This is a genomic window from Rhizobium sp. JAB6, from assembly GCF_003024605.1.
Classification (GTDB): Bacteria; Pseudomonadota; Alphaproteobacteria; order Rhizobiales; family Rhizobiaceae; genus Rhizobium.
This window is the reverse complement of the sequence record NZ_PYJQ01000005.1, coordinates 225,121-241,008: the sequence shown is the minus strand read 5'-3', so window position 1 is coordinate 241,008 and position 15,888 is coordinate 225,121. Positions and strand designations below refer to the sequence as shown.

The window sequence follows — 15,888 nt, the reverse complement described above, 5'->3', positions numbered from 1 at the left end:
AGCTATTTCATATCCTCATGGGTTGGATGTCGCGACCTCTACGCGGTCATCGCCCAGGCGAGCGCTGACGAAGCGGTAGAGAACATGGATGGTCAGGCCGGCAAGCGAAAGGAAGGCGATTACGGCGGCGACGAAGAAGGCGTCTCCATAGGCAAGCATGTTAGCCTCGCGGCTGACCTGCGCACCCAGCAGCGCCAGCCCCTCCCCCTTCAGAAGCGCGCTATCCCCAATCACCTTGCCATAGGAGGATGAAAGCTGGCTGACGCGTGCGGCCACATGCGGATCGGTCAGGAGCACGCGCTCCGTCAGGACGGCTGAATGGAACTTTTCGCGAATGGTGATCAGCGTGCCGTAAAAAGCCGAGCCGATCAGCCCGCCGATGCTCTGCGTGAAAGTGAAGACGACGAAGAACGTCACCAGATAAGGCGGCCCCCTGGATATAGCCTCCTTGAAGCCTTGCGACATGGAGGGCGGCAGGAAGAGAGCCGCGCCGGCCGCCACCAATGCCTGGCTGAGATACATCTGCTCGGGACGGGTCAGGTTCGTCACCTGCGAATCCATCAGCGCGCCTACCCCCATCAGGATGAGCGCGACGGCCTGGATCTGCCAGCCGAAGCCGTAGCTCATGAACACGGTACAGACGAGGCCCCCGATGATGGAGAAGGCCAGGATGATCCAGTACAGTATGGAAAGCTGATCATAGAGCAGCCCGACGGCATTCTGATAAAAGGTCATGATGACGGAGGTCTGCTCGGCGGCAATGATGCGGAAGACCAGAAGGATCGCCGTCAGGTGCAGAATTTCAGGCCGAAGCAGCCAGCGGACGTCGATCAAAGGTGTCGACCGCCTCAGCTCGACGACGATGGCAACGGTCAGGGACGCAACGGCAATCGCCAGCACGACGCCGAGCCATGGCACCTCCAGCCACCAGTAGAGACGCCCGACCGACAGGGCGACAGCCAGACAGCCGAAACCGATCGCCACGAGAAGATAGCTGAAGATATCGCCCAGCACGATGACCTTGACGCGCGGCGGCGGTGTGAGCGGCAAGAGATAGATGATCGGCATGACGAGCAGCGCCAGTGCCATCTCAAGCGTATAGAGGCCGCGCCATTCGCCATAATCCAGCAGCGAAGGCGACACGAGGCGGGTGATGGGAGCGGCAAGCAGTGTGTTCATCATCGCCAGGCTGACGCCGACGGTCATCTTCTTCGCCGGCTCGAAGGCCTCCAGCATATAAAGGAAGCCGAGCGTCGATAGCGGCGCGGCGGCTATCCCGCTCAAAAAGCGGACGACGATCGCGGAATGAAGGTCGGAGACGAAGAGATTGAGCAGGGAGGCGAGCACGAAGCCGAGAATGCTCACCTCGGCGAAATTGCGCACGCCATATTGAAGGCGGATCTTCACCAACGCGATGGCCAGGCTGACATTGGGCGCCATATAGGCAGCAGAAAGCCATGCGGATTCGGTGGTGGTCGCCGCGATGGTTCCCTGGATCTGCGTCAGATTGGCGAAGGCGAGATTAAGACCGAGGCCCTGGGTCAGGAAGAACATGACGGATGCCGCAATATAGAGCGGCACTTTCCAGCCCGGCATAGGCGGTGGAGCGGGCGGGACGGCGTTGGCTTGCGCATTGGCGACCGGGCCCGGATCCCCGCTCATGCATTACCTCATGATTTGCCGATATTCTGAAGATTGGCAGTCATGGCGCGAATAACCTTGAGCGCCATTCCGACATCCTTGTCCGAAATCCCTTCCAAGATATCCGCTCGCACACTGGTGGCAAGAGCTTCGACCTCGGCGGCAACGACTTTCCCCGATTCCGTCATGAAGATCTGCTTGGCGCGGCGATCCGATACGGCGGCCCGGCGTTCGATGAAATTCTGCGCCTCCATCGCATCGAGGATGCGCACGAGCGTCGGCGTTTCCAGCTCCAGCTCATCGGCGAGCTCTCTCTGGTTTATCCCGTCCCGGCGGGAGAGCTTGCGAAAAACCCTCGCACGGGAAAGGGTCATGCCGTGTTCGCGAACGAGAGCGTCGAAAGCCGCCCTCAGCTTGCGATTGAAGGCGGAAAGGTCGTCGAAGAGTTCTTGTCTTGATGGCGCACCTGGCATTATTGCAACTTTATACTATTAGCATCCTACCCGAATTCAATGGAATACCTGGATTTTCCCAGCTTTTCAAGCAGGATAGCCGCAACAGTTGATGCGTGCAGCGAAAGACCCGGCTAAAATACTCCCACGGATAGTTTGCATAAGTGATTCGTGTGTCGATCTTTGCGTTGCAAAGTGGCCACAAGGGATTTTTTACGTGGCGGAAACTTGTCCCTGTGGACGAGTGGAACAACGTTAAAAGGTCGGTATGGCCGCCCGTTTGCACGGTTGACCATGACATCGGATCGTCGCAAACCAGACGACGCCCTAAAGTACGAAGAGATGGAAAATGAACGAAGCAGCGCGCAAGCTCGCCGCCATTGCTCCCGCCGACCAGCATTATCGCGAAGCGCCCAATAACATTGAGGCGGAACAGGCGCTCCTCGGTGCCATCCTCGTCAATAACGATGCCTATTACCGCGTCTCCGACTTTCTGAAGCCGATCCATCTTTACGAACCGCTGCACCGCAAGATCTTCGAGGTCGCCGGCGACATCATCCGCATGGGCAAGACTGCCAACCCGGTGACGATCAAGAGCTTCGTGCCGGCAGACGAGAAGGTCGGCGACATGACGGTCGCGCAATATCTCGCGCGGCTTGCCGTCGAAGCCGTGTCGATCATCAATGCGGAAGATTACGGCCGCGCCATCTATGATCTGGCGCTGCGCCGAGCGCTGATCACCATCGGCGAGGACATGGTCAACATCGCTTACGACGCGCCGCTCGACATGCCGCCGCAGGCGCAGATCGAGGATACGGAGCGCAGGCTGTTCGAGCTTGCCGAGAATGGCCGCTACGACGGCGGTTTCCAGTCCTTCAACGACGCCGTGGCCCTTGCGATCGACATGGCGGCCGTTGCCAAGGAGCGTGACGGCGGCCTCTCCGGCATCTCCACGGGCATCCACTCGCTTGACAGCAAGATGGGCGGCCTGCAGCGCTCCGACCTGATCATCCTTGCCGGCCGCCCCGGCATGGGCAAGACCTCGCTGGCCACCAACATCGCCTATAATATCGCCGCCGCCTATGAAGGCGAAGTGCAGCCTGATGGCTCGATGAAGGCGAAGAACGGCGGCGTCGTCGGCTTCTACTCGCTGGAAATGTCGTCGGAACAGCTCGCCACGCGTATCATCTCCGAGCAGACGGAAGTCTCCTCCTCGAAAATCCGCCGCGGCGACATCAACGATGCCGATTTCGAAAAGCTGGTGGCCTGCTCGATGATGATGCAGAAGGTGCCCCTCTATATCGACCAGACCGGCGGTATCTCCATCGCCCAGCTCGCCGCCCGCGCCCGCCGCTTGAAGCGCCAGCGCGGCCTCGACGTTCTGGTCGTCGACTACGTACAGCTGATGACCGGCTCGAAGAAATCAGGCGAAAACCGCGTGCAGGAAATCACCGAAATCACCACCGGCCTAAAGGCGCTCGGCAAGGAGCTCAACGTTCCGATCATCGCGCTTTCCCAGCTGTCGCGTGCCGTCGAAAGCCGTGACGACAAGCGGCCTCAGCTTTCGGACCTGCGTGAATCCGGCTCGATCGAGCAGGACGCCGACGTGGTGCTCTTCGTGTTCCGCGAGGAATATTATGTGAAGAACCAGGAGCCGCGCGATCCGAACGACCCCAAATACGGGGAATGGGAAGCTTTGTTCGACCGCGTGAAGGGCACGGCCGACGTCATCATCGCCAAGCAGCGTCACGGACCCACAGGCACGGTGAAGCTCGCCTTCCAGTCGGAATTCACCCGCTTTGCCGATCTCGCCGATTCCTCCTTTATGCAGTATGAGGAGCACTGACAGCCGTGCTCTGCGGCGCGTGCATAAGGCGTTATGCACCAATGCGGCGTAGGACGGCGGTATCCGACGCTAAAGCATGTCGCGCGAAAAATGCAGCGGTTTTGCGACAACGGCATGCGCCAAATCAAAGACCCAAAGTGGGAAGCGAAGCTGAAAGATCGCGGCCCGCTTTGGGCGGTCATTCGCTGGAATTCTGCCTGCACTTTGTTGTAATTCACCCTCACGTGGCTAGTTTTGATAGGACGCCACGCCTGTGAGTGGTGGAAAGACGATAAAGGGAAGCAGGGCATGTGCCGAAATATCAAACCCCTCTTTAATTTCGATCCGCCGGCGACGGATGAGGAAATCCATGATGCAGCGCTACAGTTCGTGCGCAAGCTGAGCGGAACCAACAAGCCGTCGAAACGCAACGAGGCTGTGTTCGAGAGCGCGGTCCTGTCGATTGCGAACTGCGCCCGGGAATTGCTCTATTCGCTGGAAACGTCTCAACCTCCTCGCGACCGTGAGGAGGTGGCCGCGAAGGCGCGAGCCCGAGCGGACCCAACAGTCTCTGCGAACTCCGGCCACCGCTTATAGCCGGCAGCCGGAGCGGAAGTCACAGGCAGGCGTTTGAGAACGCGTGATCGGATCCGTCGCTCTGCTGGACGAACAAAAGATGAAAACCTAAAAAGCATTTAAGTCCCAAACCCGCCGCTGAAGGAGGAGACAAATTGAAACGCATCGAGATGAAGGTGAGCGGCGGCTGCCAGTGCGGGGCCGTGCGCTATCACGCAACCGCCATGCTTGACAATTCGCATATCTGTCATTGCCGCATGTGCCAGAAAGCTTCGGGCAATATCTTTGCCGCACTCCTTGCCGCACCCGACGATGCGCTCACCTGGACACGCGGCAGGCCGAGCGTTTGGAAAAGCTCGGAGCTTGTCGAGCGCGGCTTTTGCGCAAATTGCGGCACGCCATTATTCTTCCATCAGCTCGAAAACGGCCGCACCAACCTGATGATCGGTTCGCTGGACGATCCGCACGCCTTCCCGCCGCATGCCAATACCTGCACCGAGAACATGGTGGCGTGGTTCGATACGATCACGGACATAGAAAACACCGGCGTGACCGAAAACAACGGCGCCGACTGGGCAGCGGCGATCAGGGAGAGCAACAACCAGCATCCCGACCACGATACGGCCTCATGGGCGGTGAAATGGCGTGACGGCTGAGCTCTATTCCGGCGATTGGCGATTGCCAATGGGCTCCGCCTTTCCAGACGACGCACACAGCATGCGTGCTGAAGGCTGCTCCTCAGCCAATTTGGGCCTCGAACAATCTGTCGGCTTCCGGCCCCGCCGGAGGCCGACATCAGAAATGTGGTGGCAGTTTTGTCCAGTTCCGCATACATGCCTCGCAGCACTTTTTCTTTTCATCGACGGCCAGTATCCTGGCTCGAGCCAATCACCTCCGGCCACTTCCTTGTTCAGGGCGCTCCATGACAGATAATTTTAATGACGATGATGCCTTCGCTTCCGCCGGCCTGCGGCTGACGGTGGATCTCGGCGCGCTCGTCGAAAATTGGCGCGACCTCGCGCGCCGCTCGGGAAAGGCCCGCACGGCGGCCGTCGTCAAGGCCGATGCCTACGGGCTGGGGATCGAGGATGTCGGCGAAACGCTTTATGCTGCAGGTGCGCGCGATTTCTTCGTCGCCACCGCGGATGAAGGCGCGACCCTCCGGCTCTTTGCTCCCGAGGCGCGCATCTTCGTGCTCAGCGGCATCTGGCCGGGCATGGAGCGTCGGTTCTTCGAAAACGATCTCGTGCCCGTCATCGCGTCGGAGGAGCAGCTGACCTTCTGGATGTCCGTTCTATCCGACTATGGCGACTATCCCTGTGCGCTGCAGGTCGACACGGGTTTCAACCGGCTCGGTCTGCCGATGGACGATGCGATCGCGCTGGCCGATGACGTCTCCCGCCCGGCAAGCTTTGCGCCGGTTCTCGTGATGAGCCATCTCGCCTGCGGCGACGATCCGTCCAACGCGATGAACAGGCAGCAGCTCGAGGCTTTCCGCAAAGTCAGTACCGCTTTCGAAGGCATCAAGGCGAGCCTTGCCAATTCGGCCGGCATATTTCTTGGGGCCGACTATCATTTCGACCTCACACGTCCCGGTATCGCCACTTATGGCGGCGAGGCCGTTCCCGGCATGGCCAATCCGATGCGGCCGGTGGCAACGGCCGAGGCGCGGATCATTCAGACCCGCTCGGTCAAATCAGGCGAGACGGTGGGATATGGTCGTGCCCTGCAATTGACCCGCGACAGCCGGCTGGCGATCGTCTCTGCAGGCTATGCCGACGGTTATATGCGCAGCCAGTCGAGCGCCGGCGTGCCATTGCGCCAGACCGGCATCCCAGGCGGCCATGGGTTCATTGCCGGACACAAGGTGCCGGTCGCCGGCCGCATCACAATGGATCTTACCATCTTCGACGTCACCGACCTGCCGGACAACCTGGCGCGCGCCGGCGACTATATCGAGCTTTTCGGCAGCAACATCTCCGTCGACGAGGCCGCAAGATCGGCCGGAACGATCGGCTACGAGATGCTGACCAGCATGGGCCTGCGCCACGAGCGCCGGTATATCTCGGAAGAAACGGAGGAATAGCTCGGCTACTCCTCAGAATATTTAGCGGGCGCTGATTGCCAGCCGGACGCCAAGGGCGACGAAGAGCGCGCCGAGACCTCGGTCGAGCCATAGGCCGAGGCTTCGATTGCGCCGCAGAGCCTCGCTCAGGCGGCCGCCAAGCAGGATCAACGGCGGCTCGATGAAGGCTGCAACGACGATAATCAGGCTGCCATGCAGCAGAAGTTGCGCCCAGACGGGACCTGCGCCTTCGACGACGAATTGCGGCAGGAAAGCCAAAAAGAAGATCGCGACCTTAGGATTGAGCAGCGAGACCAGGATGCCTTGGCGATAGATGCGGCCAAAGGACAAGGTCTTACCAGCCTCCTTGATCCACGCCGCCTCGCCCTTCGAGCGCAGCGCCTGCACGCCGAGCCATATCAGATAGGCGGCGCCGATCCATTTGACGGTCGAGAAGGCCAGCGCGGAGGCAGCAAGGATCGCCGAAAGGCCGGCAGCCGCCATCAGTACATGCAGGCACGCGCCGCTCCATATGCCGAACAGCGCTGCAAAGCCGGAGCGCATACCGCTTCGGATCGTATGGCCGAGAATGAAGGCGATATCCGGCCCGGGTGACAGATTGAGGAGGGTTGCAGCGGTGAGAAAGGCGATCCAGTGGGCAAGCGAATAGTCAAACATCGGTCGTTATCCATAAAAACCCGGCATAAAGGCTGACACGATCGTCATTGATACGGAAATCATTAGTTTTGATAGGCGTGGGAAGACATTATCTGTCAGCCGATCGCGATTCGTCGCGAAAAGCGCAGCATTTGAACTTGAGAACAGCATCCGATGGCAAAGGCCCGCACACAATTCATCTGCCAGAACTGCGGCACGGTCCACAATCGCTGGGCCGGCAAGTGTGACGGTTGCGGTGCATGGAACACCATCGTCGAGGAAGATCCGCTGGGCGGGATCGGTGGCGGGCCGGCAAAGACGCCACGAAAGGGAAAGCCCGTAACGCTCACATCGCTTTCGGGTGAGATCGAAGAGGCGCCGCGTATCCACACCGGTATATCCGAGCTCGACCGCGCAACGGGCGGCGGTTTCGTACGGGGATCGGCCGTTCTCGTCGGCGGTGATCCCGGCATCGGCAAATCGACGCTGCTGATGCAGGCGGCGGCCGCCCTCGCCCGTCAGGGGCACAAGATCGTTTACGTATCGGGCGAAGAGGCCGTGGCGCAGGTCCGCCTCAGAGCCCAACGCCTGAAGGCGGCCGACACGGAAGTGCTGTTGGCCGCAGAGACCAATGTCGAGGACATTCTCGCAACGCTGTCCGAAGGCAAGCGGCCGGATCTCATCATCATCGATTCCATTCAGACGCTGTGGAGCGAGCTTGCCGAATCCGCGCCGGGTACGGTCACGCAGGTACGCACCGGCGTACAGGCGATGATCCGCTTCGCGAAACAGACGGGCGCTGCCATGGTGCTGGTCGGCCACGTCACCAAGGATGGCCAGATCGCGGGACCGCGCGTCGTCGAGCACATGGTCGATGCCGTTCTCTATTTCGAAGGCGATCGGGGTCATCACTACCGAATCCTGCGCACCGTGAAGAATCGCTTCGGTCCCACGGATGAAATCGGCGTGTTCGAAATGTCCGATAGCGGCCTTCGTGACGTGCCCAACCCGTCCGAACTGTTTCTTGGCGAACGCAACGAAAAATCGCCGGGGGCGGCAGTCTTCGCCGGCATGGAGGGGACGCGCCCCGTGCTGGTCGAAGTGCAGGCGCTGGTCGCCCCGACATCGCTGGGCACGCCGCGCCGCGCTATCGTCGGCTGGGATTCGGCGCGGCTATCGATGATTCTCGCCGTCCTGGAAGCGCATTGCGGCGTCAGGCTCGGCCAGCATGACGTTTACCTCAATATCGCCGGCGGCTATCGCATTTCCGAGCCGGCTGCTGATCTCGCCGTCGCTTCTGCACTGGTTTCCTCTCTGGCCGGTCTTGCTCTGCCCGCCGATTGCGTCTATTTCGGCGAAGTCAGCCTGTCGGGCGCCGTCCGGCCGGTCGCGCACACCGCCCAGCGCCTCAAGGAAGCCGAGAAGCTGGGATTTTCAGGGGCCGTTCTGCCCGCCGCTTCCGCCGATCTGCCGAAGGTCAACGGCGGACGCTGGAGCGAGATCGACAGCCTGCCGGATCTGGTGGCGCGCATTGCCGGACCAAAGGGCGCGCTCAAGCGCGTGGAAGATGAGGACTGAGCCTTACTTCAGCCGTTCTTGGCGAAGAAGAGGCTCCTGATTGAGGCCGATGCCGACCAAAAGGTCTGCAAGTCTTGAAGTGGATTATAGATGCCCATTACGATTTTCGACGGTATTGTTATCGGCGTTATTCTCTTCTCCGCCATTCTGGCCATGGTTCGCGGCTTCTCGCGCGAAATTCTCTCGATCGTCAGCTGGGGCGGCTCCGCAGTCGCGGCCTACTATCTCTATCCGCTGCTCGTTCCCTACGCCCTGCAATACAAGGCGGATACGAAGATCGCGACGATCGCGTCCGCCGCCGTCATCTTCCTGCTGGCGCTCATCATCATTTCCTTCATCACCATCCGGATCGCCGATTTCATCATCGACAGCCGCATCGGCGCCCTCGACCGCACGCTCGGCTTCCTCTTCGGCGCGGCTCGCGGCCTGCTCCTGATGGTGGTCGTCGTCGCTTTCTGGAACTGGCTGGTAGCGCCGGCCGCCCGTCCGGACTGGGTCAACAATGCCAAGTCGAAGCCATTCCTCGATTCCATGGTGGAGAAGCTGACCGCAGCGCTACCGCAGGACATTCAGGCAAGGCTGCCGGCCGAGATCCTCAACAAGATCGCGCCGAAGCAGCAAGGAAGCGGTGATAACGCTGCGCCGAACGATACCGCGCCCTCGGACGACGCGCCGGCACCGCAGACAAACAACTGATGGCGTGTTTACAGGCTTGACCTGCCGCGCGAGAATCGCCATTTGAGCGGCGTGACAATAGAAGATCCGGCCCGATATTTTTTCCGGCCGGATTTTGAGCTATTTTAATGGTCACTCGTGACGCCGCCCCGATCCGCCCACGTTGAGAGCAAAGGCCCGCAGCCATGAACCATTCCGTTTCTTTCGAGGACGACATCGACGGCGACACGCTGCATGAAGAATGCGGCGTCTTCGGCATCTTGGGACATCCGGACGCGGCGACGCTTACGGCGCTCGGTCTGCACGCCCTGCAGCATCGCGGGCAGGAAGCGGCCGGCATTGTCTCATTCGATGGTCAGCGCTTCCATTCGGAACGGCGGATGGGTCTGGTCGGCGACCACTATACCGACCCCGCAACGCTCGCGCGGCTGCCCGGCGACCGCTCGATCGGCCATGTGCGCTATTCGACCACGGGCGAGACGATACTGCGCAACGTCCAGCCGCTGTTTGCGGAGCTGGAAGTCGGCGGCATCGCCATCGCCCACAATGGCAACTTCACCAACGGCCTGACCATGCGCCGGCAGCTGATCGCCGACGGCGCCATCTGTCAGTCGACCTCGGATACCGAAGTCGTGCTGCATCTCATCGCCCGCTCCAAGCAGGCCTCCTCGTCGGATCGCTTCATCGATGCCATCAGGCAGATGGAAGGCGGCTATTCGATGCTCGCCATGACGCGCACGAAACTGATCGCCGCCCGCGACCCGATCGGCATCCGGCCGCTGGTCATGGGCGAACTCGACGGCAAGCCGATCTTCTGCTCGGAGACCTGTGCTCTCGACATTATCGGCGCGAAATATGTCCGCGACGTTGAAAATGGCGAAGTCATCATCTGCGAGATCCAGCCTGATGGTTCGATCACCATCGATGCTCGCAAGCCGGAAGTTTCCCGTCCGGAGCGTCTCTGCCTGTTCGAATACGTCTATTTCGCCCGCCCCGATTCCGTTGTCGGCGGCCGCAACGTGTATGTTGCCCGCAAGAACATGGGCATCAACCTCGCCAAGGAAGCGCCCGTCGCCGCCGACGTTGTCGTGCCCGTGCCGGACGGTGGTACGCCCGCCGCCATCGGCTATGCGCAGGCAAGCGGCATTCCCTTCGAGCTCGGCATCATCCGCAACCATTATGTCGGCCGTACCTTCATCGAGCCGACGCAGCAGATTCGCGCCTTCGGCGTGAAGCTCAAGCATTCCGCCAACCGCGAGATCATTGCCGGCAAGCGCGTCGTGCTCGTCGACGATTCCATCGTACGTGGCACGACCTCGGTGAAGATCGTGCAGATGATCCGCGATGCGGGTGCCAGCGAGGTGCATATCCGCGTCGCAAGCCCGATGATCTTCCATCCCGACTTCTACGGCATCGATACGCCGGACGCTGACAAGCTGCTCGCCAATCAATACAGCAGCCTGAAGGCCATGTGCGATTATATCGGCGCGGATTCGCTGGAATTCCTGTCGATCGACGGGCTCTACAGGGCCGTGGGCGGCGAGCCGCGCAACAATGCGCAGCCGCAGTTCACCGACCATTACTTTACCGGCGATTATCCGACCCGCCTGCTCGACAAGGAGAGCACCAGCAACGTGCGCAAGCTTTCCGTTCTCGCCAGCAATGGTTGACCTTATAAGCGGTTGACCCCAGAAAGGACGGGGGCGCTCTGCCCCTATTCCTTCGCAACATATCCGGATCAAGGCAGCATGAGCGTCAATCTCAAGGACAAGATCGCCCTCGTCACCGGCGCATCGCGCGGTATCGGCTATTTCACGGCATTGGAGCTGGCCAAGGCCGGCGCGCATGTGATCGCCTGCGCCCGTACGGTGGGCGGGCTCGAAGAGCTGGACGATGCCATCAAGGCTGCCGGCGGCTCGGCAACGCTCGTTCCTTTCGACCTTGCCGACATGAATGCCATCGATGCGCTCGGAGCTTCGATCTTCGAACGCTGGGGCAAACTCGATATTCTCGTCGCCAATGCGGGTGTTCTCGGCGTGATCTCGCCGATCGGCCATGTCGAAGCGAAGGTCTTCGAAAAGGTGATGACGATCAATGTCACCGCCACCTGGCGGCTGATCCGTTCCGTCGAGCCGCTGCTGATGCGCGCCGAGGCGGGCCGCGCCGTCATCCTCTCTTCGGCCGCCGCCCATCGCTGCCGGCCCTTCTGGGGTCCCTATTCCGCCTCCAAGGCCGCCGTCGAGGCGCTGGCGCGGACATGGGCCGGGGAAACACAGAGCACGCCTCTGCGCATTACCAGCGTCGATCCGGGTGCTACCCGCACCGCCATGCGCGCCCAAGCGATGCCCGGCGAAGATCCGGATACGCTGCCGCATCCGCGAGAGGTCGCCCAGGCGATCCTGCCTCTGGTCGGCCGCGATGTAACCGAAACCGGCAAGCTCTTCGTCGTGCGCGAGAACAAGCTCGTCGGCTATCGGATGCCGGAATAAAAACATCCCAGGCCTTTACGCGAGACGCCTTATCCCTACTTGACCAAATTCATCCGGCGCGCGATAAAGCCGCCCATGAAAACGGTTATCTGCATTATCTGCCGGAAGATTATTCGCTAGCGTTTCGCTGGCCTGGCCGTTTTCGTCTCCCAAAATCCAAGATGACAAACGTCCGGCCTGCCGGTGACGGTATTTTTCGGATTTATGCCTTGGGAGAGTGATATGGCCGCCGAGCCGCAATTGAAGTTCTACAACACGCTGACGCGCGAAAAGGTCGATTTCCAGCCGATCGACCGCGACAACGTCCGCATGTATGTCTGCGGCCCTACGGTTTACGACTTCGCCCATATCGGCAATGGCCGCCCCGCCATCGTCTTCGATGTGCTGTTCCGCCTGCTGCGGCATGTCTATGGCGAAAGCCATGTCACCTATGTCCGTAACATCACCGATGTCGATGACAAAATCAACGCGCGCGCACTGCGCGACCATCCCGGCCTGCCGTTGAACGAGGCTATCCGCCTGGTAACGGAAAAGACCGAGCGGCAGTACCGGGAGGATACGACGGCACTTGGCTGCATGGAGCCGACGGTGCAGCCGCGGGCGACGGACAATATCGCACAGATGATCGCGATCATCGAAACACTCCTCGCCAAGGGTCATGCCTATCGCGCCGCCGGCGAAGTGCTGTTCGACACCAAGTCGATGACCGATTACGGCCAGCTCTCGAAGCGCAATCTCGACGAGCAGCAGGCGGGCGCCCGCGTCGCCGTCGACGAGCACAAGAAGAGCCCCGGCGATTTCGTGCTGTGGAAGCTGTCGGACGAGAACGAGCCGGGCTGGGAAAGCCCCTGGGGCCGCGGCCGTCCGGGCTGGCATATCGAATGCTCGGCCATGAGCGGACGCTATCTCGGTGAGGTCTTCGACATTCATGGCGGCGGGCTCGACCTGATCTTCCCGCATCATGAGAATGAGATCGCCCAGTCGCGTTGCGCCCATGGCACGCATGCCATGGCGAACGTTTGGATGCATAACGGCTTCGTGCAGGTCGAAGGCCGCAAGATGTCGAAATCGGAAGGCAATTTCGTCACCATCCACGAGCTGCTGCAGACGGACAAGCTCGGCGGCCGCAGCTGGCCGGGTGATGTGCTCAGGCTTGCCATGCTGATGACGCACTATCGCGAGCCGATCGACTTTTCCGTCAAGCGCCTCGAGGAAGCCGAACGGCTGATCGCCAAATGGCCGGCGGCGGATATTGGCGACGCGGCACCGGATCAGACGGTCTTGGCCGCTCTCGCCGACGATCTCAACACCGTCGCCGCCATCCAGGCGCTGCATGCCCTCGCACAGGCCGCCAATGCCGATGCCAGCCTCCTGCCGGTCTTCGCGGCCAGCGCCGATCTACTCGGCGTGCTGCCGACGAAGGCAGAGATGGACGAAGCTGTGGTCGCGAAGATCGATGCCAAGGTGCGCCAGCGTCTGGAACTGCTGAAGGCAAAGAACTTCGCCGAGGCCGACAAGCTTCGCGAGGAGCTGACGGAAATTGGCATCCAGCTCAAGGACGGCAAGGATGCGGCGACGGGCGAGCGCATCACGACTTGGGAGATCAAGCGGTGAGTCTGGTTCCATTGCCGCACACTCCAGTCCCGCCGAAAATCCGAAGCAATGCCCGCCGCATGCGCCAGGTAATGACGGACGCGGAACTGCGCCTCTGGAATGAACTGTGCGCTCACCGCCTCATGGACCTCGGCTTTCGCCGTCAGCTGTCCATCGCCGGCTATATCATCGATTTCGCCTGCCTTTCAGAAAAGCTCATCGTCGAAGTCGATGGCTCGCACCACGGCAATAATCGTGATCAGACCTATGACCAGCGTCGCACCCGCCGTCTCGAAGCAGATGGCTGGACCGTCCTGCGCTTCTGGAATGACGATGTCCTAAGGGATATCGATAACGTCTGCATGCATCTCCTCACCGTCGCCGGAAAGGCTAGATCATGATCGTCTCGACCTACACCGGCGGCTGTCAGTGCGGCGCCGTTCGCTTCCGGGTGCGGGGCGAGCTGAAGGATGCCTCCATCTGTCATTGCCGCATGTGTCAGAAGGCTTTCGGCGCCTATTATGCGCCTCTGGTCTCGACGCGCGGCGCCGAGCTCGCATGGACGCGCGGGGAGCGAAAGCTGTTCCAGTCGTCCAATCTAGTGAAGCGCGGCTTCTGCGGGGATTGCGGCACGCCGCTGACCTATGAGGCGCCCGATGGTCTCGCAGTCGCGGCCGGCGCCTTCGACGATCCCTCGCAACTGCCACCTGTCGTGCAATATGGAACGGAAGCCAAGATCGGCTTCGTCGACCGGCTGCATCTGCTGCCGGGACACCGGACGGAAGAGGACGCCGAGCAGGCGCCTTTCGTGCTGGAGATCGTCTCGTACCAGCATCCCGATCACGATACCTCAAGCTGGCCAGAGGAGAAGAACCATGACTGAAGCTACCAGAAGTGGGGGATGCCAATGCGGCGCCGTGCGGTTTCGCATTCGCGGCCAACTCGGCCGTCCGTCGATCTGCCATTGTCGCATGTGCCAGAAGCAGTTCGGCAATTTCTTCTCCGCGCTTGTTACCGCGCCTGAAGACGGCGTGGAATGGACGCGCGGCGAACCGAGCTACTTCCAGTCATCCGTCAACATCGACCGCGGCTTCTGCAAGAACTGCGGCACACCGCTGACATACCGTCATCCGGGCGGCCTCGAAATCGCCATCGGCGCCTTCGACGAGCGCGACGATCTCGCCCCGCAGATCCAGGTCAACCACGCCTATCGTCTGCCTTGGGTAGAGACGATTTTCGAAAAGCCCGTCTATCAGGATCCGGATCTCTATTCGCGGCAGGAGCACATCATTTCCTTCCAGCATCCCGATCACGATACCGATGTCTGGCCGGCGGAGGGGCTGAAAATATGACCGAGATACTGCGCACGCTTTATCCGGAAATCGAACCCTACGCTTCCGGCCATCTCGATGTCGGCGATGGTCATGCGATCTATTGGGAACGCGTGGGAACGCCCGGCTCCAAGCCCGCCGTCTTCCTGCATGGCGGACCGGGCGGCGGCATCTCGCGGACCCATCGCCGCCTATTCGATCCCGCGCTTTACGACGTGACCCTGTTCGACCAGCGCGGCTGCGGGCGCTCGACGCCGCATGCCGGCCTGGAAGCCAATACGACCTGGCATCTGGTCGATGATATCGAGCGGCTGCGCAAAATGGCCGGCGTGGAGAAATGGCTTGTTTTCGGCGGCTCCTGGGGTTCGACGCTGGCACTCGCCTATGCCGAAACGCATCCGGAGCGTGTTTCCGAGCTTGTCGTGCGCGGCATCTACACGCTGACGAAAGCCGAGCTCGACTGGTATTATCAGTTCGGCGTCTCCGAAATGTTTCCCGACAAATGGGAGCGCTTCGTGGCACCCATTCCGCCGGAAGAGCGCCATGAGATGATGGCCGCCTACCATCGGCTGCTGACGCATCCGGACAAGGCTGCCCGCCTGGAGGCCGCCAAGGCATGGTCGATATGGGAAGGCGAGACGATCACGCTTCTGCCGGAGCCCTCCGTCAGCGCCCAGTTCGAGGATGCGGAATATGCGCACGCCTTTGCCCGCATCGAGAACCATTTCTTCGTCAATGCCGGCTGGCTCGAAGAGGGCCAGTTGCTGCGCGACGCCTACAAGCTGAAGGACATTCCAGGTGTCATCGTCCATGGCCGCTACGACATGCCCTGCCCGGCACGCTATGCCTGGGCACTGCACAAGGCCTGGCCGAAGGCGGAATTTCATCTGATCGAAGGCGCGGGCCATGCTGTGTCCGAGCCGGGCATTCTCGATCAGTTGATCCGCGCCACCGACAAGTTTGCAGGCAAAGCATAGGCCGAGTGCCTCAGTTACAATAACCGGTT

At 61.0% G+C, this 15,888-nt stretch carries 16 protein-coding genes; 13 read left to right on the top strand and 3 right to left on the bottom strand.

Features of this window, described 5'->3' with window-relative positions:
* Positions 1-15: 15 nt before the first annotated feature.
* Both C7U61_RS06995 and C7U61_RS06990 read right to left on the bottom strand, forming a co-directional pair.
* Positions 16-1,662: an MFS transporter gene (locus C7U61_RS06995; protein ID WP_106997427.1), complete on the bottom strand. Its 1,647-nt coding sequence runs from the start codon at positions 1,660-1,662 to the stop codon at positions 16-18.
* Between the two features lie 8 nt (positions 1,663-1,670).
* Positions 1,671-2,114, bottom strand: coding sequence for a MarR family transcriptional regulator (locus tag C7U61_RS06990; protein ID WP_106997426.1), 444 nt, complete (start codon positions 2,112-2,114; stop codon positions 1,671-1,673).
* A 328-nt stretch (positions 2,115-2,442) separates the two neighbouring features.
* On the opposite strand from C7U61_RS06990, the gene C7U61_RS06985 reads away from it, so the two are divergent.
* The 4 genes from C7U61_RS06985 (at position 2,443) to alr (ending at position 6,580) form a co-directional block, all read left to right on the top strand.
* A complete protein-coding gene (locus tag C7U61_RS06985) occupies positions 2,443-3,939 on the top strand; it encodes a replicative DNA helicase (protein ID WP_106997425.1) in 1,497 nt (498 codons plus the stop codon).
* Positions 3,940-4,227: 288 nt separating this feature from the next.
* Positions 4,228-4,515 (top strand): DUF2277 domain-containing protein, encoded by a 288-nt coding sequence (locus C7U61_RS06980; RefSeq protein WP_106997424.1) that lies wholly within the window; start codon positions 4,228-4,230, stop codon positions 4,513-4,515.
* A 134-nt stretch (positions 4,516-4,649) separates the two neighbouring features.
* The gene (locus C7U61_RS06975; protein ID WP_106997423.1) at positions 4,650-5,150 is read left to right on the top strand and encodes a GFA family protein; all 501 of its coding nucleotides are present in this window, start codon (positions 4,650-4,652) and stop codon (positions 5,148-5,150) included.
* A 266-nt stretch (positions 5,151-5,416) separates the two neighbouring features.
* Positions 5,417-6,580, top strand: a complete 1,164-nt coding sequence (alr, locus tag C7U61_RS06970; RefSeq protein WP_106997422.1) for an alanine racemase — start codon at positions 5,417-5,419, stop codon at positions 6,578-6,580.
* 21 nt (positions 6,581-6,601) lie between these two features.
* Here the strand turns inward: alr and C7U61_RS06965 are convergent, their stop codons facing one another.
* Entirely contained in the window at positions 6,602-7,237 is a 636-nt protein-coding gene (locus C7U61_RS06965) for a LysE family translocator (RefSeq protein ID WP_106997421.1), read from the bottom strand.
* 153 nt (positions 7,238-7,390) lie between these two features.
* Between C7U61_RS06965 and radA the strand changes: the two genes are divergently transcribed.
* The 9 genes from radA to pip all read left to right on the top strand — a co-directional run bounded on the left by radA (position 7,391) and on the right by pip (position 15,859).
* Positions 7,391-8,794, top strand: a complete 1,404-nt coding sequence (radA, locus tag C7U61_RS06960; protein WP_106997420.1) for a DNA repair protein RadA — start codon at positions 7,391-7,393, stop codon at positions 8,792-8,794.
* A 90-nt stretch (positions 8,795-8,884) separates the two neighbouring features.
* Positions 8,885-9,490 carry a CvpA family protein gene (locus C7U61_RS06955; protein ID WP_106997419.1) on the top strand — a complete coding sequence of 202 codons (606 nt, stop codon included), beginning with the start codon at positions 8,885-8,887 and terminating at the stop codon, positions 9,488-9,490.
* Between the two features lie 164 nt (positions 9,491-9,654).
* Entirely contained in the window at positions 9,655-11,139 is a 1,485-nt protein-coding gene (gene purF, locus C7U61_RS06950; protein WP_106997418.1) for an amidophosphoribosyltransferase, read from the top strand.
* 78 nt (positions 11,140-11,217) lie between these two features.
* Positions 11,218-11,958 (top strand): SDR family NAD(P)-dependent oxidoreductase, encoded by a 741-nt coding sequence (locus tag C7U61_RS06945; protein ID WP_106997417.1) that lies wholly within the window; start codon positions 11,218-11,220, stop codon positions 11,956-11,958.
* A 222-nt stretch (positions 11,959-12,180) separates the two neighbouring features.
* On the top strand, positions 12,181-13,572 hold the full coding sequence (gene cysS / locus C7U61_RS06940) for a cysteine--tRNA ligase (RefSeq protein ID WP_106997416.1): 1,392 nt from the start codon (positions 12,181-12,183) through the stop codon (positions 13,570-13,572).
* A gap of 11 nt (positions 13,573-13,583) precedes the next feature.
* Positions 13,584-13,952: a DUF559 domain-containing protein gene (locus tag C7U61_RS06935; RefSeq protein WP_106997699.1), complete on the top strand. Its 369-nt coding sequence runs from the start codon at positions 13,584-13,586 to the stop codon at positions 13,950-13,952.
* Positions 13,949-14,434: a GFA family protein gene (locus tag C7U61_RS06930; protein WP_106997415.1), complete on the top strand. Its 486-nt coding sequence runs from the start codon at positions 13,949-13,951 to the stop codon at positions 14,432-14,434. Before C7U61_RS06935 ends, C7U61_RS06930 begins: the two co-directional genes overlap by 4 nt.
* On the top strand, positions 14,427-14,903 hold the full coding sequence (locus C7U61_RS06925; protein ID WP_106997414.1) for a GFA family protein: 477 nt from the start codon (positions 14,427-14,429) through the stop codon (positions 14,901-14,903). The genes C7U61_RS06930 and C7U61_RS06925 overlap by 8 nt, the downstream gene beginning before the upstream one ends.
* Positions 14,900-15,859, top strand: coding sequence for a prolyl aminopeptidase (gene pip, locus C7U61_RS06920; protein WP_106997413.1), 960 nt, complete (start codon positions 14,900-14,902; stop codon positions 15,857-15,859). The genes C7U61_RS06925 and pip overlap by 4 nt, the downstream gene beginning before the upstream one ends.
* Positions 15,860-15,888 lie beyond the last annotated feature (29 nt).

What these genes read in the sequence shown, in the direction of transcription:
- radA (WP_106997420.1), top strand. Translation starts at nt 7,391, where the DNA reads ATGGCAAAGGCCCGCACACAATTCATCTGCCAGAACTGCGGCACGGTC.
- C7U61_RS06925 (WP_106997414.1), top strand. Translation starts at nt 14,427, where the DNA reads ATGACTGAAGCTACCAGAAGTGGGGGATGCCAATGCGGCGCCGTGCGG.
- cysS (WP_106997416.1), top strand. Translation starts at nt 12,181, where the DNA reads ATGGCCGCCGAGCCGCAATTGAAGTTCTACAACACGCTGACGCGCGAA.
- C7U61_RS06955 (WP_106997419.1), top strand. Translation starts at nt 8,885, where the DNA reads ATGCCCATTACGATTTTCGACGGTATTGTTATCGGCGTTATTCTCTTC.
- purF (WP_106997418.1), top strand. Translation starts at nt 9,655, where the DNA reads ATGAACCATTCCGTTTCTTTCGAGGACGACATCGACGGCGACACGCTG.
- C7U61_RS06930 (WP_106997415.1), top strand. Translation starts at nt 13,949, where the DNA reads ATGATCGTCTCGACCTACACCGGCGGCTGTCAGTGCGGCGCCGTTCGC.
- C7U61_RS06985 (WP_106997425.1), top strand. Translation starts at nt 2,443, where the DNA reads ATGAACGAAGCAGCGCGCAAGCTCGCCGCCATTGCTCCCGCCGACCAG.
- C7U61_RS06995 (WP_106997427.1), bottom strand. Translation starts at nt 1,662, where the DNA reads ATGAGCGGGGATCCGGGCCCGGTCGCCAATGCGCAAGCCAACGCCGTC.
- alr (WP_106997422.1), top strand. Translation starts at nt 5,417, where the DNA reads ATGACAGATAATTTTAATGACGATGATGCCTTCGCTTCCGCCGGCCTG.
- C7U61_RS06965 (WP_106997421.1), bottom strand. Translation starts at nt 7,237, where the DNA reads ATGTTTGACTATTCGCTTGCCCACTGGATCGCCTTTCTCACCGCTGCA.
- C7U61_RS06980 (WP_106997424.1), top strand. Translation starts at nt 4,228, where the DNA reads ATGTGCCGAAATATCAAACCCCTCTTTAATTTCGATCCGCCGGCGACG.
- pip (WP_106997413.1), top strand. Translation starts at nt 14,900, where the DNA reads ATGACCGAGATACTGCGCACGCTTTATCCGGAAATCGAACCCTACGCT.
- C7U61_RS06945 (WP_106997417.1), top strand. Translation starts at nt 11,218, where the DNA reads ATGAGCGTCAATCTCAAGGACAAGATCGCCCTCGTCACCGGCGCATCG.
- C7U61_RS06990 (WP_106997426.1), bottom strand. Translation starts at nt 2,114, where the DNA reads ATGCCAGGTGCGCCATCAAGACAAGAACTCTTCGACGACCTTTCCGCC.